This is a genomic window from Acinetobacter sp. Gutcm_16, from assembly GCF_028649355.1.
GTDB lineage: Bacteria > Pseudomonadota > Gammaproteobacteria > Pseudomonadales > Moraxellaceae > Acinetobacter > Acinetobacter johnsonii.
Map to the genome: position 1 here is coordinate 131507 of NZ_JAQSUV010000033.1, position 26543 is coordinate 158049.

The following is a 26543-nucleotide window of genomic DNA, read 5'->3' on the forward strand; positions in this document are numbered from 1 at the left end:
ATAGCCAAAGCTTATTCTCCCAAATAGGTTTAGCAAATGAGGTGTGATATGGGTGTTAGAGAAGCAATTATTCAACCTAGTTTGAAACATTTATTAGATGCGAAAGTAACGCATAATGCGTATATCGTGGATGATCAGGGTAAAGAAGTACAAATTACAACTGCCATGATTCGTACTGCATGTCATCAATTATTAAAACAATGTCGTAGCATTAAAAACTAAGGGGCTTATCGAAGCCCCTTAGTTTTATTGATTATTCTTGTATTTCTGATTCGTTTTGCGGCATCAACTGACCGCTTGCAACTTTGGGACTTCGCCCCCCACAATCGCTTCAAAGCGTTGAATCTCTTCTTCTAAGTGCGTGAGTAGATTCTGCATCTTCGGCAGTGCATTTCGACAAGCCGTCAAACCAACTTCAAGTTTATCTAAATAACTGGTCATAGTGATGTTGAGTGCCTGACCATCCAAAATGATTGAGGCAGGGTATAGCGCATCGAGTCGTGCCCCGTTCCAATACAATGGTTCACGTGGGCCAGGAACATTTGAAATCACCAGATTAAACGCTTGGCGCTTAGGCAGTAAGCCTGAGGCAATGTTGAGTCCAGCAGCACTATAAACAAACGCACTATAGTTTAGAATTTGGTTTGAGTTCATGCGTTTGAACTTTTCTTTGGCATTTTGCACACTGCGACGAACAATTGCGAGGCGCTCTAGTGGATCTTCTTTATGCGTGCCTAAATTTGCCAAAATCATGGTGATACGATTCGACATAGACGAATCATCATCGCGAACTGATGCAGGTACCATGGCTATTAAAGGCTTTTTAGGAAGTGCGTCTTGGGACAATAAATATTCACGCAGGGCACCTGAACAAATCGCCAGTACGATGTCATTAATCGTGACACCCAAACTTTTAGAAATATGACGTAAACGGTCAAACTCAAAAGACTGTGCTGCAAAACGGCGGGAGGAGCTAACCCGCTGGTTAAGAATAGAGCTGGGTGCTTGGAAGCTGGAAACATAATCAGGATTACGTCCCATATCTTTCATGACGGTTTGTGACAACTCATACATGACACGTGGTGTTGACTCAAGCTGGCCCATTACGCCATTCATTATTTTCTTAAAGCGACTAACATTCGGTTCTTTTAAACGCTTCGCACGAGGGCCTTCAACACACCATGGTGGTACAATACTTTTTGCGTTTGGATCTTGTGATAATGATTTTTCCACCAAACGCATACCCGCAATACCATCCACCATCGCATGGTGAATTTTGAAGTACATGGCAAAACGATTCCCTTCAATCCCTTCAATAATATGACAGGTCCATAACGGTTTAGCGCGGTCAATTAAACTACTGTGTTCCTGTGAAATGTAGGTGAGCAGTTCAAGAATACGACCCGGTTGTGGGAGTGCGATATGACGAAAATGGTGATCAAGATCAAACTCTTCATCTTCATCCCAAAATAAACCGTTGAGTTTGTTGTTAAATGGAGGAATAGGAATAGATTTGGAGTTACGAATATCTGCAACTAAATTTTGAATGAAGCTGGCAGGTGCATTTTCAGGGATTTGAAATAAGAATAGTCCACCGACATGCATGGGTTGTTGGCGTTTTTCAAGCGATAAAAAAATAAAGTCAATCGGATGTAATGGACGCATAGTCTGGATTGCCTCACTGCAATATCTGACCGCTCCTATGTGAGCAATCTTGTTAGAATTATAGAACTTAAACCTAGTATATCGATTTTTTTTAACAATGGGAGCGCTTTGTGTGTATCCATTGGTTGCGAAAAACCACTGCTTTGCAGTGGTTTTGGTCTTTACTTTTTCAAATTACCTGCATGCAGGCCACATTCTTTGTGTGTCGCTTCCTCCCACCACCAACGTCCTTCACGTTCATGTTGGTTTGGTAGCACTGGACGTGTACATGGTTCACAGCCGATAGAAATAAAACCGCGTTCATGTAATGGGTTATAAGGCACTTCCATCATGCGGATGTAGCTCCACACATCGGCACTGGACCAGTTGGCAAGAGGATTGTATTTAATCAACTGTTTGCCTTCACCTGAAAATCCTACATCTGCTTGAACAACTGGAATTTCAGTTCGTGTGCCGGGACTTTGGTCTTTACGTTGACCCGTAATCCAACCATCTAAAGTCGCCAATTTTTTACGTAAAGGCTGAACTTTACGGATACCACAACACTCTTTATGATCATCTTGATAAAAGCTGAATAAACCTTTTTCATTGACCAGTTGTTGAACGGCATCTGCTTCTGGGAAACAAATTTCGATATTAATGTTGTAGTGTTTACGTACAGTCTCGATAAATTGATAGGTTTCTGCATGTAAACGTCCAGTGTCTAAGCTAAAGACACGAAAGGGTTTACCTAAGTTAGCAGCCATATCAATAAGTACGACATCTTCTGCACCTGAAAACGAGATGGCAATTTCACCCGTTTGATTTAGTGCGAGTGCTAAAATTTCACTTGGCGATTTATCAGCATATTCAGCTGCGAGAGCATCAACAAGATCAATAGTTGGAATGGTTGTCATGAGTATCCTGGCAATAGGCTTGGAATCTAACAAGACCTATATTACGTTATTTGCTGCGTATTTTAATAGAGTTGAAATAAGCCACTTATCACTAAAAAATAAATGCTTATGAAAAAAATAGATTTAAAAAACATCAATGAATTAGACAAATATTAAGCTATGATAGTTCAAAATTTTTCCACGTAAATAAAAGGGAGTATTCATGGAAGTTGTTTGCCTTGATCTAGAAGGGGTGTTAGTTCCAGAGATTTGGATTAACTTTGCTAAAAAAACAGGCATTAAAGCGCTTGAAGCAACCACACGTGATATTCCTGATTATGATGTGCTCATGACACAGCGTTTGAATATATTAAAAGAACATGGTTTAGGCTTAAATGATATTCAAGAAGTCATTGCTGAGATGGGCCCATTTCCAGGCGCAAAAGAATTTGTTGAATGGTTACGTACACATTTTCAGCTGATTATTTTGTCAGACACTTTCTATGAGTTTGCACACCCATTAATGAAACAACTGGGCTGGCCAACGATTTTTTGCCATAAGTTAGAAACTGATGAAAAGGGTATGATTACAGCCTATAAGCTGCGCCAACCTGACCAAAAACGTGAAGCAGTTAAAGGATTGCATGGACTAAATTACCGTGTGATTGCCGCAGGTGATTCTTATAATGACACGACTATGTTAGGTGAAGCGGATAAAGGTTTTTTGTTTGATGCACCAGAAAATGTGATTAAAGAGTTCCCGCAATTCCCTGCAATTCATGGTTATGAAGCTTTAAAAGAGGCAATTCGTAATGCTTCAGTTCGTGATATCCCGGCTTAAAACTAACAAGCCATATCCACGAAAATAAAAAGGCGCATCTCAATAGATGCGCCTTTTTATTGGATCTGATGCTACGGTTTAGAATTTATAACCAAATTTTAAACCATAAGCGATAGCATCATTATCGCTAAAGTCGCCAACAACTGTACCGCCAGTTTGAGCTTTTGCATCACCCAACCAGAAGTATTTTACACCTGCTTGTACGAAGTAGTTTTCGGCTGGGCTGTATTGACCGCCTAAACCTATGCTCCAGAAGCCTTCAACAGGGCCTAAAGTGGTTACAGGGTTACCGGCACCAGAATCCCAACCTACAGATGCAGAACCAGACCATTTGCTAGTAAATTTATGACCTACACCAACGGTTGCAGAAATTTGATCATCTGAGTAGTCAATTAAATTTTGAGCTTTACCTTTAGCGAGTTTACTGGCACTTGCTAAAGCTGCTGGGCTTACGGCAAACTGATCCCAATGTACCCAACGTACATTAGCAAAAGCTAAAGTATCTTTTGCAATACCTGTTTGGAAATCAAGGTTCACAGATTGTGGTGTAACCACTTCTGTTTGGCTTGTCACAGAACGTAGATCAATACCGTATGATGGAATATAGATATTTGATGTTTCAGTTGTATCTAATTCATGTTTAATTTCAGAACGGTAAGTAACAGCAGCTTTTAGTGCAATTTCAGGGATTTGGTAAGCTGCACCAGCTAACCAACCAACCGCATCATCTTCTTTTAGGTCAATGTTGTAGCCAGAAAGTAATGAGTAGGCTGTACCGCGTAAAGATACATTACCTTTAACTGTTTGGTAAACAGGACCTGCGTAGATGTTCCAGTTTTCGGTTGGCTGGTAACCTACAATTAATGAAAGATTATTGGTGCGTACTTTTACACTTGTTCCTTCAGTACCATCACCAAAAGCGCCTAGATCTGATGAATATTGTGAGTCAGCACCATAAGGTTGGTCATAAAGTAAACCGAAAGAAAAATGGTCGGTTGCTTGAACTTTAAGTGCAGCAGATGGGAAATAATAGTCATCCGCCATGTCAGTAACAGTTGCGCCGTTATTGCTTTTGCCACTTACACTTGGGTCGAGCACACTAATCGATGCTTCTGCATAATTTCCAGATTGTAGAAATGGCAGAATAGATTGACCTGAACGATCAAGACCTGCAGCAAATACTGAAGTTGTTGGGATTAAGCTGAGCAAAATAGCAGAGCGAAGAGCTGTAAGCTTCATAGGGAACATTCCTTGTTGTAGCTTTATGTAAGTGATTGGCACGAAAAGTAACATAAATACAAAAAGAGTAAATGCTCAACTACGGTTGTAAAATGAACTGAAAAGTTAAAAATTGTACTTGTGTAGAGTAAAAACACTAAAAAAAAATATTAATTTTATGATTTATATGGATTTATTTTTAGATGCTGAGTGGCTGATTGAATATTATGCAAAATGTTTAAGTGTTTATTTGTTGCTCAAATGAATCACAAGTGTATAAAAAAGAGCGTAGATGTCATTGTTGAAAATGAAAAAACCATCTTTGCAGATGGTTTTTTCAGCATCGAGAATTAGAACTTGTAACCGATTTTTAAGCCATAAGCTAAAGCATCGTTGCCTTCAAATTCTGCAACATAGTTTGCAGTATCGAATTGAGCACCAGACTGAGCTTTAGCATCGCCTAACCAGAAGTATTTTACACCACCAGCGATAAAGGTTGCAGGTGTTGGGCTATATTGAACACCTAGGCCTACGTTCCAGTAACCTTCGGTTGGGCCTAGTGTAGTTACAGGGTTACCTGCACCAGAGTCCCATCCTACAGAAACGTTACCTGCCCATTGGTCATTTAATTTACGACCCACGCCTACATTTGCTGACCATTGGTCATCTGTATAAGCGACTAAATCAAAACCATCTGGTTTTCCAACAGCTGGTCCAGCAAGTTTTGATGCTACGCCGAACGCATAAGGACGGATAGCGAAATCTTTCCAGTTCACCCACCGTACATTAGCAAATGCAACTGTATTTGCCATGATCCCTGTTTGGAAATCTAGGTTAACAGATTGAGGAGTGGTAATATCTGTCTCACCAGTAGCATTCGCTCCAGCTAAGGCAGGGTTATTCATAACAGCTGTAAGTTGACCTGTACCAACTGATGATTCATCTACTGCGACACTATGTTCAACTTCAGAACGATATGTAATCGAAGCTTTTAAAGCAATTTCAGGAATTTGATATGCAAAACCAGCTAACCAACCAGCAGCAGAATCTTCTTTAATGCTAGCGTTATAACCACCAAAAGCTGCAGCTCCGCCATATGCAGCACCACGAAGTTTTACATTTCCTTTAATAGTTTGGTATACGCCACCACCATAAATGTTAAAATTTTCAGTAGGTTGATAGCCTAAAATTACAGCAAGGTTTTGAGTGTCAACTTCAACTTCCGTATTACCAAGCGTTGGACTTGTAAAACCTACAGTTGATTTGTACTCAGCATCAGCACCAAATGGTTGATCGTAAATTAAACCAAAAGAAAAATTCTTTGTTGGTTGTAATTTTAGTGCAGCACTTGGGAAATAATAATCTCCAGCCATATCTCCAGTTTTTTGACTGCCTAAGGCTGCGATCGTTTTACCAGATACATCTGGATCTAATACAGAAATACCTGCTTCAAAGTAATTACCAGGTTGCAAGAATGCAGAGATTGACTGACCTGAACGATCTAGAGCAGCGGCAAATGCCCCCGTCATTGGTACAGTTGCTAAAATCATTGCTGTCGTTAATGTCTTTAATTTCATTCTACGTCTTTCCTTGAGGTGCAAATGCAAATGTTTGTTGCTCATTTTGTGTTTATGTTTTTTGGCTTTTGGAGAAGTCGGTTAACCGAAATCATTTGTTACTCCGTGTCACAAAAATAGCACAATTAAAATAAGAGTAAATGCTCTAGACATAACTAATCAGTTCAAAAAGTGATCACAATAGAGTTTTTATACTAAAAAAACATATTTTTTAAACTTAAGTTAATGAAAAATATAAATATATAATTTGAAATATAAAATTTATTTTTTGGTTAAAAATTACCCAATTAAGCGTAAACATAAATCCTTTTTGCGATGCGTATCACTGTTTTTCTTTGCTGTTTTATAATACAAAATTATATTTTTTAAATCATTTATCGATTATTTTTATATAAGATCAAGTTATTGCTTTTTACATGATTAATATTGTCTACAGCAGCAATGATAATTGTTGCGGAAATATTGCGCTGTGTTATAAAAAATATATAAAAGTTGAATCAAATATTAAGAGCAAAAATCCTTAGTTTTAAATATAGATGAATGAAGACAGATGGTCATTAAGCGGTGTAATCAGCACTCTATCTTGGCTTAAATAAGTTATCGTTTTGTTATACCGTTAAAAGCATAATTTATTAAAAAAGTGAGAGTTTTAGTTCGCTATCGCTCTACTGTGAACCATAAATGATTAGAAGGATGGGCTTTGTTGTACAAGCCTATTCTTAAAGCCATCTTTAGCAATATAATTTCCGAATGAAGAAGCCAGCACTTAAAATTGACCGTATAAGCAATTGCTCCTCATATAACCGAGTTCTCATTAATCGTGGAAATATTGCCATTTGGTTTGATCTTGAAACTCAGAGGTATGCTCATTATTGAACAAAGTAACAAAACCAGAAGTTAAACAATGTGGCTTCGACTTTTGTCTCTTAACTCGGTTGGAGGAACGCCAAACCAACTTTTAAAGTTGCGACTAAAAATAGATAACTCTGCATAGCCCAACTGTAGAGCAATATCCGTCAAATTCACATTGCCTGCATCAAGCATACGAAGCGCTTCTTTCTTTCGGACATTTTCAAGTATATCTCGATAGGTTGTTCCTTGCATTTTTAAAACGCGCTGAAGCTTTTTCGGATGCATGCCCATACAGAGTGCGATATTTTCAATGCTGCAGTCTCCTGTTGCCATCAGCATGCGGACTGAACTCTCTATCAGTGCCGTATTATCTTCAGTTTTGGTACTGCTTTGTGTTTCAAGCTGTTGTACGATCAGTTGATTGATGGCATCTTCATTAAAATTATAGGGTTTATAGTTTAAAAAGCTTGCAGGAAAATAAAGCGCATCCTCATCGGTTTCAAATTCCACTGGACATGAAAAGTGATCCTGAAAAGTTTGAGCCCCTTTTTGCGGTGTTTTTTGCTTGAAGTAAATTTTTTCTGCATGCCACTGTGGGCCAATCAAATCTTTTAAAATATTTGCGACAAGGCAAATGGCCAGTTGTGATTTTTGTGGTACATCGGTGTTGTATTCACTTAATCGAACAAAGTTCAACTTACAGAGTAGAGCATTATGTTGCGAGACGTGGAAGACAATGCCTTCAGCATGTAAATAGACATACTTTTGCGCCACGCTTAAGGCTTCAAGTATGCTCGTTTGTCGGGACATGTAGACGCCAATCAAACCGATTGTGCTAATATTTTGGAGTGCGCCGAGTTTTAAACCGAAGCAATCATCCTGACAGGCTAAGGCCGCTTTTTCCAATAAATTTAAATAATGATCATAATGAATAAATGAATCTGGATCACGGAGTAAAGCAGGTAAAATCCCGATCTCTTTCAAGATTTCTATAGGGTTGATGCCATAACTACGGACTAAGTCTTCAAAACCGCCGAGGCTGGCTGCACGAATATAACTTCCCATCACAACATTCCGTGTTGTCCTAAAAGATCAATTTAGTGTCCTAAAAAGTCAAGCATAATTCAAGCCATTTGTTAAAGTAGGATAAGAGATTATCTCAACCAACATAGAAAAGAAGTATTAAATCACCATTTTTAGCCGTGAAAGGAAAAGCATATGCAACTTACGGTTCAGCCTCATGTCGACCAAGCAGTAATAGAACAGACACTACATGATTGTTTTCAATTGCAGCGCAAAAGCTTTCATCAACAAGGCATTGAAACGATTGCCCAACGCAAGCAACATTTACTGAATTTAAAAGCGCTGATTAATGATCACCGTGAAGCAATTATTGAAGCCCTGAATCGCGATTATGGCAATCGTTCACGCCATGAAACCTTACTGGCAGAAATTATTACGGTCACAGATGATATTAACGGCAGCATCAAACACTTGAAACAGTGGACTAAAGTACAAAAACGGCATGTTGATCATAGTCTGTATTTTGGTGCAAAGAACCGTGTAATTCCTCAGCCACTGGGGGTGATTGGAATTATTGTGCCGTGGAATTTTCCCATCAATTTGATGTTTTCACAGTTGTCAGCCGTGTTTGCTGCGGGAAATACGGCTATGGTTAAAATGTCTGAAAATTCAAGACATTTGGCTGAATTGCTGATGGAGTTAAGCCCCAAATACTTTAAAGCGGAAAAATTACAGATTTTCGATGAGACGGGTGAAGTGGGCATCGCATTTTCAAAACTGCCGTTTGATCACTTGATGTTTACTGGCTCTGGTGCGACAGGGCGTAAAGTCATGGCTGCTGCTGCACAAAACTTGACGCCAGTGACTCTGGAGCTGGGTGGTAAATCTCCTGCGGTGATAGACCCTGAATATCCTATTGAGAAAGCTGTAGAACGCATTATGTTTGTGAAACAGTTTAATGCGGGACAAATTTGTACCAATGTCGATTATTTATTTGTACATGAGTCGAAGTTACAAGCGTTTATTCAAGCGTCAGCAGCGTGGGTTCAGGAACATGTGCCTGATATTCATAGCAAAGATTATACTTCTGTGATTGATGAGCGCGCATTTCAGCGCTTAGTACATAGCTTGGCAGATGCTGAAGCCAAAGGGGCCAGTTTGATTAATTTAAATCAGCAAGAGCCTGATGCTGCGACACGAAAATTTCCACTGACTTTGGTGTTGAACAGTAATGATGAGATGGAAATTGATACGCGTGAAACCTTTGGCCCGATCTTGATGGTCAAAACCTACCAGAAGCCTGAAGAGGTAGTGGACTATATTGTGCAGCGTGATCGTCCATTGGCCTTTTATCCATTTAGCAATAACAAAAGCCTAGTCGAATTTTATATCAGCCGAGTTATGTCGGGTGGTGTTTCGGTCAATGATGCCTTATTTCATGTCGGGCAGCATGACTTACCATTTGGTGGGGTTGGTGCGAGCGGGATGGGGCACTATCATGGCTATGAAGGCTTTTTGACTTTTTCTAAAATGCGCCCTGTATTTTATCAAGCGGGTTTTTCTAGTTTGAAGTTTCTCGCGCCACCGTATGGAAAATTTGCTAATTGGCTGCTGAATTTATTGATTCGGATGAAGTCATAAGCGCTTAAATTTTAAAACCTCAAAATCACTTTTCACTTCAAGATGGATATTTTGAAGTGAGGGGGTTGGCGTATTTAAAAACAGAAAAATAAGACTATTAAAGGAGTTAATAGGATGAATAATAAAGATTTTGATTATGATCAAATCGTGATTGGCTCAGGCTTTGGTGGATCGGTCAGTGCTTTACGCCTCAGTGAAAAAGGCTATAAAGTCCTGATTTTGGAGAAAGGCTTACGCCGTGAAGACAAGGATTTTCCAACCACCAATTTAGACACCAAAAACTATTTGTGGCGTCCTGAACTGGGATTCAGAGGTACGATGCAATTTACTTTCACCAGTAAAACCACCATTTTGCATGGGGTAGGCGTTGGTGGGGGCTCACAAATTTATGCCAATGTACATTTAATTCCACCTGATGCAGTTTTTGAGTCCGAGGCATGGACCAAGATTCGTAAAGACTGGAAAGAAACATTAAAGCCGTTTTATGGTCTCGCTCAACGCATGTTAGGTACAGCGAATAATACTTATACCAATATTGCAGACGACATGTTAAAAGAAGTTGCGAGTGAAATTGGATATGCAAACTCCTTTAAAACGGTGAATACGGGGGTCTTCTTTTCACAAGTAGCTGGTCTGGAAGGTCAATTAGCGAAAGACCCGTATTTTAATGGAGAGGGGCCAGATCGTAACTCCTGTATTTATTGTGGCGCTTGTATGTTGGGGTGTCGCAGTAATGCCAAAAATACCCTCATGAAAAATTACTTGTATTTTGCTGAACGTAATGGAGTTGAAATTCGTCCAAGTTCTGAAGTGGTGAAAATTACACCATTGAATGAAGATGGTAGCGCAGGTTACGAAGTAATAGTCAAAGAAACCCTTGGGAAACAAGTTCGTCAGTATAGTTTGCACAGTCGTGGGGTAGTGTTATCTGCAGGGGTGATGGGTACGGTACCGATGTTGTTAAAAATGCGTGATCAGCATAAGACTTTACCCAATATTTCTTCATTGCTGGGACAGGAAGTTCGGACGAATTCGGAAACCCTGACCACAGTGAACAACACAGGAAAAAAATTGGATGATGGGGTGGCAATCAGCTCTTTTATTTCGGTCGATGCAGATACCAATATCGAGGTCACACGTTTCCCTGAAGGTGCAGATGCTTCATGGATTTATATTCCATATGTGCCGATGGTGACTGGTCAGGGCTTTATGCGCTTTATGAAGTTTGTGTTCAATACACTGTTACATCCCTTAAAAACCTTTAAAGTACTGCGTTATAAGGGTAAAGCCAAAGATTCGATCATTTTATTGGTGATGCAAAAATCTGAAGCATTCATTCATTTTGAATGGCGTAGAAAGTGGTATCGACTGTTCAAAAATAGTATCACTGCCGTGCAAAAAGCAGGGGACACGCCACTCACCGTTTCATTCCCAGCGGCTGAAGAAGCCACTAAAATGATTGCACAAAAGTTAGGTGGAGAACCGGGTTCTGCACTTACTGAAATTTTACTGGGAACGCCAACGACAGCACATATTATGAGTGGTGTCGCGATGGGCAATGACAAGTCGAATGGCGTTGTGGACTTCACTGGTCAAGTCTTTGGTTATCAAAATTTACGCGTATTAGATGGTTCGATTGTACCTGGAAATTTAGGTGTGAATCCCTCACTAACCATTACCGCACTGTCTGAATTTGCGATGAGTCAAATCCCAGTGTTCTCCGCAGAGCGGGCAGCAAAGATTCAGCGTATTGAATTTAGTCAGCCTTTGGACGGACAGGTGTCTGACTTGAAGGGTACTGGTGATTTAGCCAGTGCATTAAGTAATGCTTAAAAAAGTGGATATGGTTTGGGCTGGTGATGGTGCCTAATACGGCAAATTTGACATCCGAAGCAATACAATCTTGAGATCATTATCCCTCTAACGCTGTATGACAGTGTTAGAGGGCGTTGCTGATTTTATGGGCTATAATTCAGAAATTCCTAAGCTAAGAAGAGAGCGGAAAGCTGTCTTACCTTTTTACCGATTAATTGGGGGGCATTACTGAGTCTATTCATAGACCCAAAAGCCATAGTTTATTTTTTCTTGTTATAAAATATGACTAGTAAAATCAAAATAATAACTAAGATCAAAGTAATCATGACTGTTTCCATAGTTTGACCTCTAAATCTTATATTTTATCTAATTTTAACATGCTCATTCGATCACTATATATTCAAAATAGATCATTTTTTATTCTTTAAATATGGGTTTGCATATATATGATTATTCATATATAAATATATGTAAAGATTCCATTGAGTTTGAGTAAATGACTGCTACTCCAAAAGTGAAGATCTATCACAATCCTGAATGTGGTACATCACGTAATACATTGGCATTAATTCGTAATGCCAATATTGAACCTGAAGTGATTGAGTACCTTGTAACACCTCCATCTAAAAATGAACTGATTCAAATGGTCTCGGATGCAGGTTTAACGGTGAGAGAAGCGATTCGTAAAAATGTTGCTCCATATACAGAATTGGGAATTGATCAAGAGGATTGGACTGAAGATCAATTGCTTAACTTTATGCTTCAGTATCCAATTTTGATTAACCGCCCATTCGTGGTGACTGAACTAGGAACTCGTTTAAGTCGTCCGTCAGAACTGGTTTTAGAAATTCTGCCACTCCCACAAAAGGGTGCTTTCACTAAAGAAGATGGTGAACAAGTGTTGGATGCAAATGGACAGCGATTAAAATAAATATGTACTGGGTATCTGTAAGTATTGCTATATCTAGAGGTTTGAGTAGGTGAAAGTATGGATCAAATCAATTTTTTTAAATGTTTAGCTGATGAAACGCGATTCAATATCGTCATGTTGGTTCTTGGAAATAATGAACAGTGTGTTTGTGATTTGACTGAAAAACTACAACTCAGCCAACCTAAGATTTCGCGGCATTTAGCCTTACTGCGTTCTTCAGGTCTTTTACAAGATCGACGTCAAGGGCAATGGGTCTATTACAGTCTCAATCCTAATTTACCCACTTGGTGCGTAGACGTCTTAAATACCCTCAAAAATGCTGACTTACAGCCCCAAATTGAACGCCCTTTTTCGCAAATAAAGAGTTATTGCGAGTAGAACAATATGAAATTTCTTTTTTTATGCACAGGAAATAGCTGTCGCAGTATTTTGTCCGAAGTGTTGTTTAATAGTCGTGCCCTAGAGGGTTGGAAAGCCTATAGAGCAGGCAGCCAGCCATCTGGACAGGTGCATCCATTGACCATTGAAACTCTAGAAAATCTTGCTCTTTCAACAGATGGCTTGTGGAGTAAAACCATTGATGAATGCGAACAATACCAACCTGACGTGGTGATTACGGTTTGTGATTCAGCCGCTCAGGAAGCTTGCCCACTTTATTTAGGTGGAGCAATCAAGGCACATTGGGGCTTGGCTGATCTATCACATTTAGTCTTGTCGAAAGAAGAAAAACTCAAAGCCTTCCAAGTCACTGTGGATCATATCAACCGTCGCTTAGATGCTTTATGGACATTCGATACAACACATACGTCTCGCCTAGATTTGATTGCGGCAATCCATCAAATTTCGCAGATTAAATGAGATCATCATGGCTCAACAAAAATTATCCTTTTTAGATCGTAACCTCACGCTATGGATTTTTATTGCGATGGGGTTCGGAATAGCGATAGGTGTGTTCTTTCCACAAGCCTCAGTGGCATTGGATAAAATGAGTGTAGATTCCGTTAATATTCCAATTGCGATTGGTTTGATTCTGATGATGTATCCACCATTAGCAAAAGTAGACTATGCAGCTTTGCCACAGGTGTTTAAAGATAAGAAAACGCTGACGCTATCCTTAGTACAAAACTGGCTCATCGCACCTGTTCTGATGTTTGCATTAGCCATCATTTTTCTACACAGCTATCCTGAATACATGACAGGCTTAATCTTGATAGGACTGGCTCGTTGTATTGCCATGGTCTTGGTTTGGAATGGTTTAGCCTGTGGGGATAACCAATATGTTGCTGCATTGGTGGCCTTTAACAGTATCTTCCAGATCTTATTCTTCAGTACTTATGCTTGGCTATTCTTAACCTTCTTGCCACCTTATTTTGGTGTTGCAGGACAGGTAATCAATGTCGATTTTTGGACTATTACCCATGCAGTACTGGTGTATTTGGGAATTCCATTTTTCCTTGGCTTTATGACGCGATTCACTCTAGTAAAAGCTAAAGGTCTGGATTGGTATCAACATGTCTTCTTACCTAAGATCAGTCCACTGAGTTTGTTGGCGTTATTGTTCACGATTGTGGCGATGTTTAGCCTGAAAGGAAACGACGTGGTGAGCTTGCCACTCGATGTCTTGCGTATTGCGATTCCACTGACCATTTACTTTATCGTGATGTTCTTCATCAGCTTCTTTATGAGCAAGTGGATGGGGAATGACTATCCTAAAACCACAGCTATTTCTTTTACAGCTGCGGGAAATAACTTTGAATTGGCGCTGGCTGTCGCGATTGCAACCTTTGGTTTGGCTTCACCTGTCGCATTCACGACTGTGATTGGCCCATTGGTTGAAGTACCAGTGTTGATTGCTTTAGTCAGTGTGTCTTTGTGGCTTAGAAAAAAGTTTTTTAAAGAAGAGGTGTAATTTCTATGACTCTCCCAAATGTAGATATGAATCTTCTCGATCAACCGACTTTAGAAAAAGTACAAGCTAAAGAGCTGGATCATCCACCACGTATTTTGTTGCTCTATGGCTCTAACCGTGAGCGTTCATACAGCCGATTAGCGGTGATGGAAGCTGGGCGTATTTTGGAGCAGTTTGGTGCTGAAGTAAAAATCTTTCATCCTAAGGGCTTGCCTTTACCTGAAGATGCGGACACTGAGCATCCCAAAGTTAAAGAGTTGCATGACCTACTCGCATGGGCAGAAGGGATGGTATGGTGTTCGCCGGAACGTCATGGCTCCATGAGTTCAATTTTTAAATCACAAATTGATTGGATTCCATTGGCAGGTGGTGCGATTCGTGCAACCCAAGGCAAGACTTTGGCGCTCATGCAAGTCAGTGGTGGATCGCAGTCTTTTAACAGCTTAAACCAGATGCGTATTTTAGGCCGTTGGATGCGGATGATCACCATTCCAAACCAATCGTCTATTCCCAAAGCTTTTTTAGAGTTTGAAGAAGATGGCAGGATGAAACCTTCAGCTTTTTATGATCGAATTGTCGATGTCATGGAGGAGCTGTATAAATTCACGCTACTGACGCGTGGGCAAAGTCAGTACCTCACAGACCGTTATTCAGAGCGAAAAGAGTCGGCAGAAGAATTATCTAAGCGTGTTAATCAACGGAGTTTATAAACTCTAGATGATCAAAGATGTTGAAAAGTAGCTTGTGCAATTGAAAAGCCCAATTACAGATTTGATCAGTTTTTAAAAGTCACTTAGTTTGTTGAATAGACTGGGCTTTTTTAATTATGAATATGGTTTCACTATAGCAAATGGGAGAGTGGCTTTGGCACAACTACAAGCAGAAGTCGATGTGGTTATTATTGGTGGTGGTCAGTCGGCACTTGCTACAGCTTATTTTCTCAAACGTAAAAAAGTTCCATTTGTGATTTTAGATGATCAATCGCAAGCTGGCGGTGCATGGCTGCATGCATGGCAGTCGCTACGTCTTTTTTCACCGCATACATGGAGTTCGTTGTCGGGTTGGATGATGCCAACGACTGAACACACCTACCCAACGCGAAATGAAGTGATCGAATATTTGTCGGCATACGAGCAACGCTATCAATTTCCGACCATTCGGCCAGTCCATGTCGATCATATTGAACAAAAAGATGGCTATTTAGATGTGTATGCTAGAGATCAATATTGGCGGGCAAAGGCTGTGGTCAGTGCAACAGGTACATGGAGCCAGCCTCATATTCCTAATGATATTGGACGTGAAAAATTTAAAGGAATACAGCTTCATTCAGCGGACTATGTCAATGCAGCGCCTTTTAAAAATAAGAAAGTCATCGTTGTCGGTGGTGGTAACTCAGGCGCACAAATTCTTGCCGAAGTTTCAAAAGTGGCAGAAACGACTTGGGTCACGATGACAGCACCAGCATTTTTATCAGATGATGTGGATGGGCGGGTCTTGTTTCTTCGTGCAACGGAGCGTTTAAAAGCACAACAGGAAGGTCGGAGTTTGGAACAGCTCGCAGGTGGGTTGGGAGATATTGTCATGATTGACAGTGTCAAAGAGGCAAGAACACGAGGAGTTTTGCACAGTCGAGAGCCTTTTGTAGCATTTGCTGAGCATTCGGTTATTTGGGCTGATGGTTCAACACAAGTGGTAGATGCTGTCATTTGGTGTACAGGATTTAACCCTGCACTTAATCATTTAAGAGGTCTTAGTGTGGTAGAGCCTGATCAAACGGTTGCTGTTCATAATGGGCGTTCAATGAAACTAAATAATTTATGGTTGGTTGGCTATGGTGAATGGACAGGCATGGCATCGGCGACTTTAATTGGAGTGTCCAGAACAGCAAGAGCTGCGGCTGATGAAATTGCTGCCTACTTGACTGGTGCTTAAACCTATAAGTTTAAAGGGATGCATAGACAGGTTTCATGCATGAACGATTCGATTTGATTCGATACGGAGGAGGACGGAAATAGAATTCGCCGTGAAGCAAATGGAAAGCAATTATTGATGATTGATAGGAGATTTAAGGTGCTCTAAATAGCTAATTAAAATAAGAAAACCTATCTATTTAAATCAGAAAAGCAGCCGAAGCTGCTTTGCGTTTTTTTATCATCGTTGAAGTTGCCTCTAAGGCATTCACCATCAGCACAACTTCCGCCAGACTTAAGCGTCTACTTTGGCGGTACGAGAGTTATGGCTTAATTCATCTGCATGTAGGAAATGCGTATGCTGCGGCGCGCGTTTGGTTTTGCTCCATTCTTCCAGCATGTCATATTTCATTTGTTCAGTAATCATGGCAATTTTTTGTGGCGCTTTTTCATCGTCATAGGCCAGTTCCAAACGATGGCCATTTGGATCAAAGAAATAAATTGAGTGGAAAATACCATGATTGGTAATGCCCAAGACCTCTATGCCATTGGCTTCTAGATGTTCTTTCGCATCAATCAGTGCCTGACGGTCTTTGACTTTGAGTGCAATGTGCTGCACCCATTTTGGGGTGTTTTCATCGCGGCCCATTTCAGGCTGGGTTGGCAGCTCAAAGAAAGCCAGCACATTGCCGTTTCCTGCATCTAGGAAGAGGTGCATATAGGGATCAAAGGCTTTGGTTGAAGGGACATGGTCTTCAGCAAAAGCGAGAATGAAATCCATATTTAGATTTTTTTTGTACCATTCCACCGTTTCTTTGGCATCTTTACAACGATAGGCCACGTGGTGAATTTTTTCAATTTGAATGGTCATTTTTATATCCTTATAAAAAACTTAAGCGGCTTCAGGTTGCATTTCAGGTGCAGCGTGTTGAAATTCTTCTAAAGTGTTGCAATGGGTGTAGATCGAACAAATTTTTGGATAGTCCGATAAATCAAGATTAAAACGTAGCGCGTTATAGACTTGTGGAATCAGGCAGCAATCCGCTAGGGTCGGCTGACTGCCGAAACAGAATTTGCCATTTGACTGTTCCAGTTGTGCTTCAAGGGCTTTAAAGCCCGTTAAAACCCAGTGTTTATACCAAGCTGTTTTCTGCTCATCACTTATTTCCAATGTACCCGTCAGATACTGAAGTACCCGTAGGTTGTTGAGTGGGTGGATGTCGCAGGCGATACTTAAACTAAATGCACGGATCAAAGCACGCTGCTGCAAGTCTTGAGGGAGCAGGGCCGTATCTGGGAATTTTTCTTCTAAATATTCAAGAATACTTAGCGATTGGGTCAGAACAAACTCCTGCTCTGCCCATGTGGGCACCAGCTCACTCGCATTGATCTGACGGTAGCTTTCACTATGCTGCTCGCCGCCATTATTGACTAAGTGTACAGGTACATGTTCAGCGGCCAGACCTTTTAAATTCAAGGCAATACGAACTCGGTAAGCCGCAGAACTACGAAAATAAGTATACAGTTTCATCGGCAACATCCTAGGCTGCAATTATTGGGTAAAACCAAAATCCACTGCTGGCAGAATTTTGCCGCTGACTTCACCAAAGCCAATTCGCAAATCATCTTTTTCACAATAGCCTTTCATAATGATGGTATCGCCGTCTTGAATGAAGTTACGCTGTTCGCCATTTGATAGCGTTAAAGGTTTGGTGGCATTCCATGTGATTTCGAGTAATGAACCATAAGAATCTGGGGTTGGTCCTGAAATGGTCCCTGAACCCATCAAATCACCGACCTGTAAGTTACAGCCCGCAATCGTATGATGTGTCAGCTGCTGAGCCATGGACCAGTACATATATTTAAAGTTGGTTGTGCAGATTACATCGCTCTGGTCGTCATTCTCAGGCTGAATTTCAACCGAAAGATGAATGTCATAGCTGTTGCTGCTGTTGTCTTCACGCAGATAAGCCAAAGGTTTCGGTTCTTGTTCAGGTGAACTGGTTTTAAATGGCTCAAGTGCTTCCAGAGTCACAATCCACGGTGAAATAGACGACGCAAAAGTTTTGGCATTAAACGGACCAAGTGGCACGTATTCCCATTGTTGCAAGTCACGAGCAGACCAGTCATTAAACAGCACCATACCGAAAATATGATCCCAAGCGTTTTCAATTGAAACAGGCTGACCCAGCTGACTTGATTTACCTACGATAAAGCCAGTTTCCAGTTCAAAGTCGAGTTTACGACAAGCAGAAAATACAGGACGTTCTGAATCTGGCAGCTTGATTTGTCCTGATGGACGGACAATGTCAGTGCCGCTCACAATGACCGAGCTGGCACGTCCGTTATAACCAACAGGGAGTTCTGACCAGTTGGGCAGCAGCGCATTTTTCGGGTCGCGGAACATGCAACCGACATTGGTGGCATGTTCTTTAGACGAATAGAAATCGGTATAGCCTGGGATGTGTACAGGCATATGCATTTTGACATCTGATTGTTTGAAGAAAACCTGATCACGCAGAGCCTGATTGTCACGAAGTTCAGGATTATCTGCGGACAACAAAGCTTGTAATTCTGCGCGGACCTTAGACCAATTGGCTTTACCCGAATCAATAAACAAATTCAGTGTAGGTTTATTAAAGACCGGTTTGCCATCTGGCAGTTTGCAAAAACCATGTGCTTCCAGTACTGCCAGATCAATCACCCATTCTCCCAATGCTACGCCGGCACGGGCCTGAGAATTGTGCTTTTCACTAAAAATGCCATAAGGCAGGTTTTCTAGCGGGAAATCTGAGTGTGCAGCGATTTCAACAAATGACTTCAAGCGTTTGCTCATGGATATTGATCCTTTCCGTGGAAAATTTAAGTTCTAAATAGAATCATACTTATATTTTAAAATTACGCAATAAATAATTTATTTATGAATAGTGTAAATTGTTGAGCTATACTACTCTGAATGAGAGAGTCAGGTTTAGATGGCTCACATTTTTGATTTAAGTAGTACAATTCACCAATGGAGTTATGACAACTAATGCAGCTAGCAGGGTAAAGCGATGAGTGTTGAGGAAGAAAAAATACAGGGAGGGGTTCAGTCTCTGGAAGTTGGATTAACCGTATTAGATGCATTAACTGCACATAATGCACCGATGATGTTAAAAGAGCTGTCCGAAGTTTTATCCATGCATCCAGCCAAAGTACACCGTTATGTGGTGAGTTTGATTCGTAAAGGCTATGCTCAGCAATTAACTGATGGGCGTTATAGTCTAGGTGAGCGCGCACATGCTTTTGGGGTGAATGCACTCAAACGAACAGATATGTTGGAATTAAGCCAGCGTTATATTCAGGACATTCAGCAACATCTGAATTGCAGTATTCATGTCAGTAAATGGTTTGCCGATGGCGCGGTCGTGGTTCAGTCTCTAGAATCTAACCATGTCTTTAATATTATTACCCGAGTCGGTTCACGCATGCCGCTGCTGAAATCTGCGACAGGGCGCTTGCATGCCTGCTATCAGTCTGAGCACATCATCAAGCCATTATTGGAAAAAGAATGGGAAAGTAGCGTTAAGTCAGAGCAGTATCCTGCAAATTGGGAAGATTTTTTAGAGCTGAAAGCGAAAATCCTGAGTCAAGGTTATGCTTCAGTCACAGGAGATATGATGGCTGGGATCAATGCGATTAGTATTCCAGTCTTTAATTTCACGCAGCAACTGGATCATGTCATTACTTGTATTGGCACAGAAGATCAGTTACCCGAAGGACAAATGCAGCAAGCAACTGATTATGTTCTTGGCGTACAGCGTCAGATCGATGCTTTATTTCATCCCGCCGCTGCCATATAAAAGCGTCGATGACATTGAAAAGATGAATTAAGTTTTAAATCCACCCTTTGGTGGATTTTTTTATTGGGCTGTGGAGCTTGGTAGTCGAAATATTTGATTTTTTTTGCCGCACTGTTTAAAAGAAACGGGGTATGAAATAGATAGCTAAGCTGAAACCCGTAGACTTAGGTTGCCTTGATTCAAGTTCTGAAAAATAACGATAAAAAAGGCTTCTGACCCTAGAGTGAGAAGCCTAAGTAAACATGATATATCTTAAGCAAGCATAGACTCAGCGGAGCTTGCCGCTTTAAGCACAGTCGCCATCGACTCAGCCACATAATCAATATTGTTTAAATTCAGGCCAGCAGTACACATACGGCCGCTGCGGACTAAATAAATACCATAATCGTGTTTCAGCAAATCGACCTGTTCTGCACTTAAGCCTGTATAACTAAACATGCCTTGTTGCTGGGTCAGATAGCTAAAGTCCATATCTGGTAGCGCTTGACTAAGTTTGTCTTCAAGTAAGCGACGCATCAGTAGAATGCGCTGACGCATTTCTTCTAATTCAGACTGCCATAGCTGAGACAACGCTGCGTCATTTAATACCTGACTCACCAATAACGCACCGTTAGCTGCTGGGCTAGAATAAATGCGACGGACTGTCGCTTTAAGCTGACCCAATACATTTTGGGCAATGTTTGCGTCATCACAGACAAAGCTTAAGCTACCAACGCGCTCGCCATATAAGGAAAAGATCTTGGAAAAAGAATGGCTGACAATAAAGTTCATACCAGACCGATCTAGCGCATGGATCGCATAAGCATCTTGTTCCAAGCCTTGACCAAAACCTTGATAGGCCATGTCCAAGAAAGGAATCAAGTCATTTGCTTTTAGAACCTCAATTACTTGATCCCATTCATGAGGTGCTAAATCTGCACCTGTCGGGTTATGACAGCAAGGATGCAGTAGTACGATACTTTGAGCAGGTAGCTGCCTTAAGTTATCTAGCATCGCCGTTAGATTTACGGCATGGGTGTCCGCATCATAATAAGGGTAGAAATGGGTTTGAACACCAGCGCCATTAAAGATCGCGATATGGTTTTCCCACGTCGGCTGACTGACCCAGATTTCGGAGTGCGGAAAGTATTTGTTCAAGAAGTCTGCACCCACTTTGAGAGCACCAGAACCACCCAAAGTCTGAATGGTGACGACGCGTCCTTGCTGACGGGCAGGGCTAGCCTGACCGAAAATGAGTTCTTGTGCAGCCTGATTAAAGCTCTTGAGCCCATCCATCGGCAAATAGACTCGGACTTTGTCATAGTCAGGAATTAAATGTGTATAGGCTTTTTGAACCGACTGTAGCTGCGGCACGATATTATCTTCATTATAATAAAGTCCGATACTGAGATTGACCTTATTCTGGCGTGCATCTTTGCTGAATTCCTCCATCAGAGAAAGAATCGGGTCACCTGCATAGGCATCAATATGTTGAAACATGAATACATCCTAATATGATAAATACGATATTACGCTTCTGGTAAGGAAGTGATTTTACTTTTTTCAAGCAACGCAACATGATCTTCTTGCTTCCGTTTAAAGAGGTAAGCCGTCAGTAAAATCGCGATCCAGACAGGAATCATGAGAACTGCAATTTGCATATCTGGGCTACGACTCATAATGAGCAGAATACTCGCCATGAAGGCAATACATAAATAATTGGTAAATGGATAGGCCACACTTGGAAAGTGAGTTTTTACCTGCATGCGATTCATGGCTTTTTTAAACTTTAAATGTGTATAAGAAATCACGACCCAGTTAATCACAATAGCCGCTACGACCAGCATCATGAGTAAGTTAAATGCTTTTTCAGGAAATAAATAGTTAATCAGAACACATATTAAAGTAAAGAAAGCTGAAACCATAATGGCATTTACAGGAATACCACGCGGATTAATTTTGCTTAAAAATTTTGGGGCATTACCTTGTTGTGCTAGTCCAAGCAGCATTCGGCTGGTACAGTAATTGGTGCTGTTATAGACAGAAACAGCCGCAGTCAAAACCACAAAATTCAAAACAGCGGCCACGGTCTGGCTGCCTAAAGAGTCGAAAATCAATACAAAAGGACTACCGCCTTCAGCCATCATATTCCATGGATAAAGCGACAAAATTACGACCAAGCTCAAGATATAAAACAATAAGACGCGGTAAACAATTTGATTGACGGCTTTTGGGAGAGTTTTCTGAGGATTATCTGTTTCTGCTGCTGCAATGCCCACCAGTTCAATTCCACCGAAAGCAAACATAATCATGGCCATAGCCATCACTAAACCTGTAATACCATTGGGGAAGAAGCCACCGAGCTGCCATAAATTTTGTAAGCTAGACTGGCTATGACCACTACCGCTAGCCAGCAAGTAACTACCAAAAGTAATCATGGCAATAATTGCCACGACCTTAATAATGGCTAACCAGAATTCCATTTCACCAAATAATTTCACGTGCAGTAAATTAATGACATTAATGAAAATAAAGAAACCCAAAGCAGAAACCCACGTTGGAATATCAGGCCACCAGTAATGGATATAGAGGCCGACAGCACTGAGTTCAGCCATACACACTAAAATATTCAGTACCCAATAATTCCAGCCAGACATAAAGCCCGCAAATTTGCCCCAGTATTTATAAGCAAAATGACTAAAAGAACCGCTCACGGGTTCATGCACAATCATTTCACCGAGCTGGCGCATCATGAGAAAGGCTATAAGGCCTGCGATGGCATAGCCTAAAATAACAGAAGGTCCTGCGAGTTTGATGGTTTGTGAAATACCGAGGAAGAGCCCTGTGCCGATAGAACCACCGAGGGCGATGAGCTGAATATGACGATTACTTAAACCTTTTTTCAGGTTTCCTTGTTCAATGTGCTGCATTTTTATTCTTCATCCATGTGAGATAAAGCCTTGAACCATGATGATGTTTCGTTATTTTTATATTGTCATCGGAGCAGACTTTAATTTTACGAGTATAGTTCTTGCACAAAATTTAAATTTCCCTGTACATAAAACTATATGTACAGGGAAATTCTAGAAATCGTTTAAGCTTTAGATACATCTAAAACGCCACGTTTAATTTGGTCGCGTTCAATCGACTCAAATAGCGCTTTAAAGTTGCCTTCACCAAAACCGTCGTCATCTTTACGTTGAATAAATTCAAAGAAGACAGGACCTAGCATATTTTGGGAGAAAATTTGCAACAAGAGGCGTTTATTACCGTCTTTAGTATTGCCATCCAGCAAAATGCCCCGTTTTTGTAGTTCATCAGCAGGTTCACCGTGGTTAGGCAAACGCTCATCTAGCATTTCATAATAGGTATTTGGCGGAGGTGTCATGAACTTGGCACCTAAAGCTTTTAACTTGTCCCAAGTGCTAATCAGGTCATCACAAATGAAGGCAATATGCTGAATGCCTTCACCGTTAAACTCATTGAGGAATTCGGCAATCTGACCATTTCCTTTATCCGAATCTTCATTGAGCGGAATACGGATTTTGCCATCTGGCGCCGTGAGTGCCTTGGACGTCAGGCCAGTATATTCACCTTTAATATCGAAGTAGCGAATTTCTTGGAAGTTAAAAATCTTTTCATAGAAATCAGACCAATACTGCATACGGCCTTTATACACATTGTGGGTCAAATGGTCGATTTCATATAAACCTGTGCCGACAGGATGAGAGGGTACATCATCAAAGAAAATGAAGTCATTTTGGTAAATGTCACAATCGACGAGGAAAATAGGAGAGCCGCCAATCCCTTTAATTGCTGGGATATTTAGCTCCATCGGACCAACTTGGTTGTAAATTGGTTCAGCACCAATTTCTATCGCCTTTTTAAATGCCTTTGCCGCATTCTTGGTACGGAAACCCATTGCACAGGCAGAAGGGCCGTGTTCTTTATAGAAATAAGCTGCATACGATTCAGGCTGATAATTAAGAATGATATTAATTTTGCCCTGACGCCATAAATACGCATTTTTAGACTTATGCTTTGCCACTTTGCTGAACCCAATGGTTTCAAACACCGCATCTAGCTGACCATCTTTAGAAACAAATTCAATAAATTCGAATCCACACAATTCTAGTGGGTTGGCTAATTCATTCATACAACGTCCTCATTTCTTTTTTAAGCAATCCTATTGCTTATCTTTTTAACGATTCCTTTCAGAGCTAACGGACTGGTCGCTACAATTCTAGAGCGAGAGAGACAAATCCGTTTGTCTGACATGGGCACCTGTTCAGCAGCATTCTCAATGTTGAGTGAACAAGTGTAGAAGTTTTAATTCATCATACTTGATCCAAATTATTATTCAATACGTAATTTAATTACGCAATAAATAAAATTGGTAAATTATTGACCTATAAATTAAATTAATATTATTCATAAAATATTTTTTAAAATAGGGGCGCTTTGTTATACCAAGATTTCAGGATGAAATCTGTGCTATAGGACTAAAATAGAAGGGAAAAATTGGGTATGAAATTTGACTCATTCTGTACATCTGTTGAGAACAGCTGTTTTAAACAGCCAAACAACTGATTCGAGCACGAAAATTAATTGTAAAATATCAAGAACAGTTTGACTTAGTTAGACCTGACTTGAAAACCCAGATGTAGGTGTCGCCGCGAGCTTCATCACGCTGAATTTTTTGCATTAGCTTGAGGGGCTATTGGATCGGAGTTCAAATTTGAGAGGGGGGATTAGTATCTGAGTGCGATGAATCGAATTTTTAGTGTTTATGATTAGGCATAGAGTGGTTGAAAACAACCATAAAATGGTGCGCTCTGCGGGACTCGAACCCACGTCGGTCGCTTAGGAGGCAACTGCTCTATCCAGTTAAGCTAAGAGCGCAAAAGTGCGGTTAATGTAGCTGATTTTACTCAAAAAAAATAGTTATTGCCGAAACAATAACTATTTAAAAATGAATATTTTATGCTTTTCTATACAGAATTTTGTATAGAACGAACATTAATACGATCCAGATTGGAATCATGATCACAGCGCCGCTTAAACCTTGAGTCCACATGATGTAAAGCACTACAGCAATAAATGCAAGAACAAGGTAGTTACTGAAAGGCGACCAAAGTGCAGGAAATAATGGTTTTTTCGCTTCGCTTTTCATGGCCTTCATAAATTGAAGATGAGTTAAGCTGATCATGGCCCAGTTCAATACCAAAGCACCAACAACAATATAAATTAAGTTGCTGAGAGCATCTTCTGGCGCAAAATAATTCAACAGTACACAACCGAAAATGAGCAATGCTGAAAACAAGACTGCTGGAATTGGCACACCTTGTTTATTGGTTTTACTGAATATTTTAGGTGCATTGCCTTGCTGTGCTAAACCAAACAGCATACGGCTGTTAGCATACATACCACTGTTATATACAGAAAGTGCTGCAGTCAAGATAATAAAGTTAAGCAAATGCGCAGCCCAACCAATACCTAATTGACTGAAGATCATTACAAATGGACTCTTATCTAAGCCGCCAAGTTGTAATTCATTCCAAGGTACAAGCGATAACAAAATGGTCAATGAACCCACATAGAAAATGAGGATACGGAATACCACTTGGTTGATTGCTTTCGGAATTGATTTTTGTGGGTTATCAGCTTCTGCTGCAGCCATACCAATCAATTCAATACCGCCAAAGGCAAACATGAGGAAGGCAAGCATATAGAAGAGGCCTTCAACGCCATGCGGGAAGAAACCGCCATGTGACCAAAGGTTGCTAAATGAAGCCGTGGAATCTGCGCCTGCCGTAGCCAAAAGATAAAGACCAAATACAATCATAGCGACGACGGCCGTGACTTTGATAATAGCTAGCCAGAACTCTGATTCACCGTAAAACTTCACATTACCTAAATTGACTAAGGTAATGATCACAAAGAAGGTGAGAACCGATGCCCATGCAGGAATATGAGGCCACCAGTAGTTGATATACTTCGCAACAGCGGTCAGCTCGGTCATGGCTACTAGAACATATAGAATCCAGTAGTTCCAGCCTGCAAGAAAGCCTGCAAATTTGCCCCAGTATTTGTTTGCAAAATGACTAAAAGAACCGGCTACAGGTTCTTCAACGATCATTTCCCCGAGTTGACGCATGATTAGAAACGCAATTAAACCGCCAATTGCATAGCCCAAAATAATGGATGGGCCAGCAGATTCAATCACATGTGCGGAACCTAAAAATAAGCCAGTACCAATTGCGCCGCCCATGGCAATCAATTGAATATGACGGTTCTTTAAGCCACGCTGAAGTTGAGACGACTCTTTATTCAAGTTATTTCAGCCCGACAATGGATAAGTGTTTCCGATTGTAATAGATCGCGAAGAAATCGCATAGTAGCTCAAAATTCATGAAAAAAAGTTATTATTCATATGAAAAATAATATGTAATAAGTTGTAAATAA

23 protein-coding genes, 1 tRNA gene and 1 pseudogene are annotated in these 26543 nt (G+C 40.6%); 12 read left to right on the top strand and 13 right to left on the bottom strand.

Going from position 1 to position 26543, the window contains the following annotated elements:
- Positions 1–48: 48 nt before the first annotated feature.
- Complete coding sequence (locus PTT44_RS11185; RefSeq protein WP_162841312.1) at positions 49–222, top strand: PA1571 family protein; 174 nt, start codon at positions 49–51, stop codon at positions 220–222.
- 63 nt (positions 223–285) lie between these two features.
- Here PTT44_RS11185 and PTT44_RS11190 read toward each other — a convergent pair whose 3' ends face one another.
- Together PTT44_RS11190 and PTT44_RS11195 are read right to left on the bottom strand one after the other, a co-directional pair.
- Positions 286–1665 carry a WS/DGAT/MGAT family O-acyltransferase gene (locus tag PTT44_RS11190; protein WP_168158414.1) on the bottom strand — a complete coding sequence of 460 codons (1380 nt, stop codon included), beginning with the start codon at positions 1663–1665 and terminating at the stop codon, positions 286–288.
- Between the two features lie 161 nt (positions 1666–1826).
- Positions 1827–2561, bottom strand: a complete 735-nt coding sequence (locus PTT44_RS11195; RefSeq protein WP_004694654.1) for a phosphoadenylyl-sulfate reductase — start codon at positions 2559–2561, stop codon at positions 1827–1829.
- A 202-nt stretch (positions 2562–2763) separates the two neighbouring features.
- Between PTT44_RS11195 and thrH the strand changes: the two genes are divergently transcribed.
- Complete coding sequence (gene thrH, locus PTT44_RS11200; protein WP_078426022.1) at positions 2764–3381, top strand: bifunctional phosphoserine phosphatase/homoserine phosphotransferase ThrH; 618 nt, start codon at positions 2764–2766, stop codon at positions 3379–3381.
- Positions 3382–3459: 78 nt separating this feature from the next.
- Here the strand turns inward: thrH and PTT44_RS11205 are convergent, their stop codons facing one another.
- Positions 3460–4620, bottom strand: a complete 1161-nt coding sequence (locus PTT44_RS11205) for an OmpP1/FadL family transporter (RefSeq protein WP_168158413.1) — start codon at positions 4618–4620, stop codon at positions 3460–3462.
- Between the two features lie 329 nt (positions 4621–4949).
- Entirely contained in the window at positions 4950–6176 is a 1227-nt protein-coding gene (locus PTT44_RS11210) for an outer membrane protein transport protein (protein ID WP_168158412.1), read from the bottom strand.
- 750 nt (positions 6177–6926) lie between these two features.
- Between PTT44_RS11210 and PTT44_RS11215 the strand changes: the two are divergent.
- A pseudogene (locus PTT44_RS11215) lies at positions 6927–7043 on the top strand (IS5/IS1182 family transposase); the annotation flags it as partial.
- 30 nt (positions 7044–7073) lie between these two features.
- Here the strand turns inward: PTT44_RS11215 and PTT44_RS11220 are convergent.
- Entirely contained in the window at positions 7074–8093 is a 1020-nt protein-coding gene (locus PTT44_RS11220; RefSeq protein ID WP_168158411.1) for an AraC family transcriptional regulator, read from the bottom strand.
- A 153-nt stretch (positions 8094–8246) separates the two neighbouring features.
- Here PTT44_RS11220 and PTT44_RS11225 point away from each other — a divergent pair, with 153 nt between their 5' ends.
- From PTT44_RS11225 to PTT44_RS11260, 8 genes are all read left to right on the top strand, one after another.
- A complete protein-coding gene (locus tag PTT44_RS11225) occupies positions 8247–9692 on the top strand; it encodes a coniferyl aldehyde dehydrogenase (protein WP_168158410.1) in 1446 nt (481 codons plus the stop codon).
- A 114-nt stretch (positions 9693–9806) separates the two neighbouring features.
- The gene (locus PTT44_RS11230) at positions 9807–11525 is read left to right on the top strand and encodes a GMC oxidoreductase (protein WP_168158409.1); all 1719 of its coding nucleotides are present in this window, start codon (positions 9807–9809) and stop codon (positions 11523–11525) included.
- A gap of 478 nt (positions 11526–12003) precedes the next feature.
- Complete coding sequence (gene arsC / locus PTT44_RS11235) at positions 12004–12438, top strand: arsenate reductase (glutaredoxin) (RefSeq protein ID WP_062034394.1); 435 nt, start codon at positions 12004–12006, stop codon at positions 12436–12438.
- A 57-nt stretch (positions 12439–12495) separates the two neighbouring features.
- Positions 12496–12816: a metalloregulator ArsR/SmtB family transcription factor gene (locus PTT44_RS11240; RefSeq protein ID WP_062034393.1), complete on the top strand. Its 321-nt coding sequence runs from the start codon at positions 12496–12498 to the stop codon at positions 12814–12816.
- Positions 12817–12822: 6 nt separating this feature from the next.
- The gene (locus PTT44_RS11245) at positions 12823–13296 is read left to right on the top strand and encodes an arsenate reductase ArsC (RefSeq protein WP_062034392.1); all 474 of its coding nucleotides are present in this window, start codon (positions 12823–12825) and stop codon (positions 13294–13296) included.
- A 7-nt stretch (positions 13297–13303) separates the two neighbouring features.
- The gene (arsB, locus tag PTT44_RS11250; RefSeq protein WP_168158408.1) at positions 13304–14347 is read left to right on the top strand and encodes an ACR3 family arsenite efflux transporter; all 1044 of its coding nucleotides are present in this window, start codon (positions 13304–13306) and stop codon (positions 14345–14347) included.
- Between the two features lie 5 nt (positions 14348–14352).
- Complete coding sequence (arsH, locus tag PTT44_RS11255) at positions 14353–15057, top strand: arsenical resistance protein ArsH (RefSeq protein WP_114836886.1); 705 nt, start codon at positions 14353–14355, stop codon at positions 15055–15057.
- A 154-nt stretch (positions 15058–15211) separates the two neighbouring features.
- The gene (locus PTT44_RS11260) at positions 15212–16279 is read left to right on the top strand and encodes an ArsO family NAD(P)H-dependent flavin-containing monooxygenase (protein ID WP_168158407.1); all 1068 of its coding nucleotides are present in this window, start codon (positions 15212–15214) and stop codon (positions 16277–16279) included.
- 273 nt (positions 16280–16552) lie between these two features.
- Here PTT44_RS11260 and PTT44_RS11265 read toward each other — a convergent pair whose 3' ends face one another.
- From PTT44_RS11265 to fahA, 3 genes are read right to left on the bottom strand one after another with little or no spacing between them, the layout of a single operon-like run.
- Entirely contained in the window at positions 16553–17128 is a 576-nt protein-coding gene (locus PTT44_RS11265) for a VOC family protein (protein WP_005005954.1), read from the bottom strand.
- Positions 17129–17149: 21 nt separating this feature from the next.
- Positions 17150–17788 carry a maleylacetoacetate isomerase gene (maiA, locus tag PTT44_RS11270; protein ID WP_168158406.1) on the bottom strand — a complete coding sequence of 213 codons (639 nt, stop codon included), beginning with the start codon at positions 17786–17788 and terminating at the stop codon, positions 17150–17152.
- 21 nt (positions 17789–17809) lie between these two features.
- Entirely contained in the window at positions 17810–19093 is a 1284-nt protein-coding gene (fahA, locus tag PTT44_RS11275) for a fumarylacetoacetase (protein WP_168158405.1), read from the bottom strand.
- A gap of 217 nt (positions 19094–19310) precedes the next feature.
- Between fahA and PTT44_RS11280 the strand changes: the two genes are divergently transcribed.
- Positions 19311–20099 carry an IclR family transcriptional regulator gene (locus tag PTT44_RS11280; protein WP_168158404.1) on the top strand — a complete coding sequence of 263 codons (789 nt, stop codon included), beginning with the start codon at positions 19311–19313 and terminating at the stop codon, positions 20097–20099.
- 252 nt (positions 20100–20351) lie between these two features.
- On the opposite strand, the gene PTT44_RS11285 is transcribed toward PTT44_RS11280, so the two are convergent.
- The 5 genes from PTT44_RS11285 to PTT44_RS11305 all read right to left on the bottom strand — a co-directional run bounded on the left by PTT44_RS11285 (position 20352) and on the right by PTT44_RS11305 (position 26412).
- Positions 20352–21578, bottom strand: coding sequence for an amino acid aminotransferase (locus PTT44_RS11285; RefSeq protein ID WP_273795647.1), 1227 nt, complete (start codon positions 21576–21578; stop codon positions 20352–20354).
- A gap of 29 nt (positions 21579–21607) precedes the next feature.
- Positions 21608–23008, bottom strand: coding sequence for an amino acid permease (locus PTT44_RS11290; RefSeq protein ID WP_168158402.1), 1401 nt, complete (start codon positions 23006–23008; stop codon positions 21608–21610).
- 164 nt (positions 23009–23172) lie between these two features.
- Entirely contained in the window at positions 23173–24234 is a 1062-nt protein-coding gene (gene hppD, locus PTT44_RS11295) for a 4-hydroxyphenylpyruvate dioxygenase (RefSeq protein WP_062034383.1), read from the bottom strand.
- Positions 24235–24904: 670 nt separating this feature from the next.
- Positions 24905–24980, bottom strand: a tRNA-Arg gene (locus PTT44_RS11300).
- A 79-nt stretch (positions 24981–25059) separates the two neighbouring features.
- Positions 25060–26412 carry an amino acid permease gene (locus PTT44_RS11305; protein WP_029574969.1) on the bottom strand — a complete coding sequence of 451 codons (1353 nt, stop codon included), beginning with the start codon at positions 26410–26412 and terminating at the stop codon, positions 25060–25062.
- Positions 26413–26543: the final 131 nt, after the last annotated feature.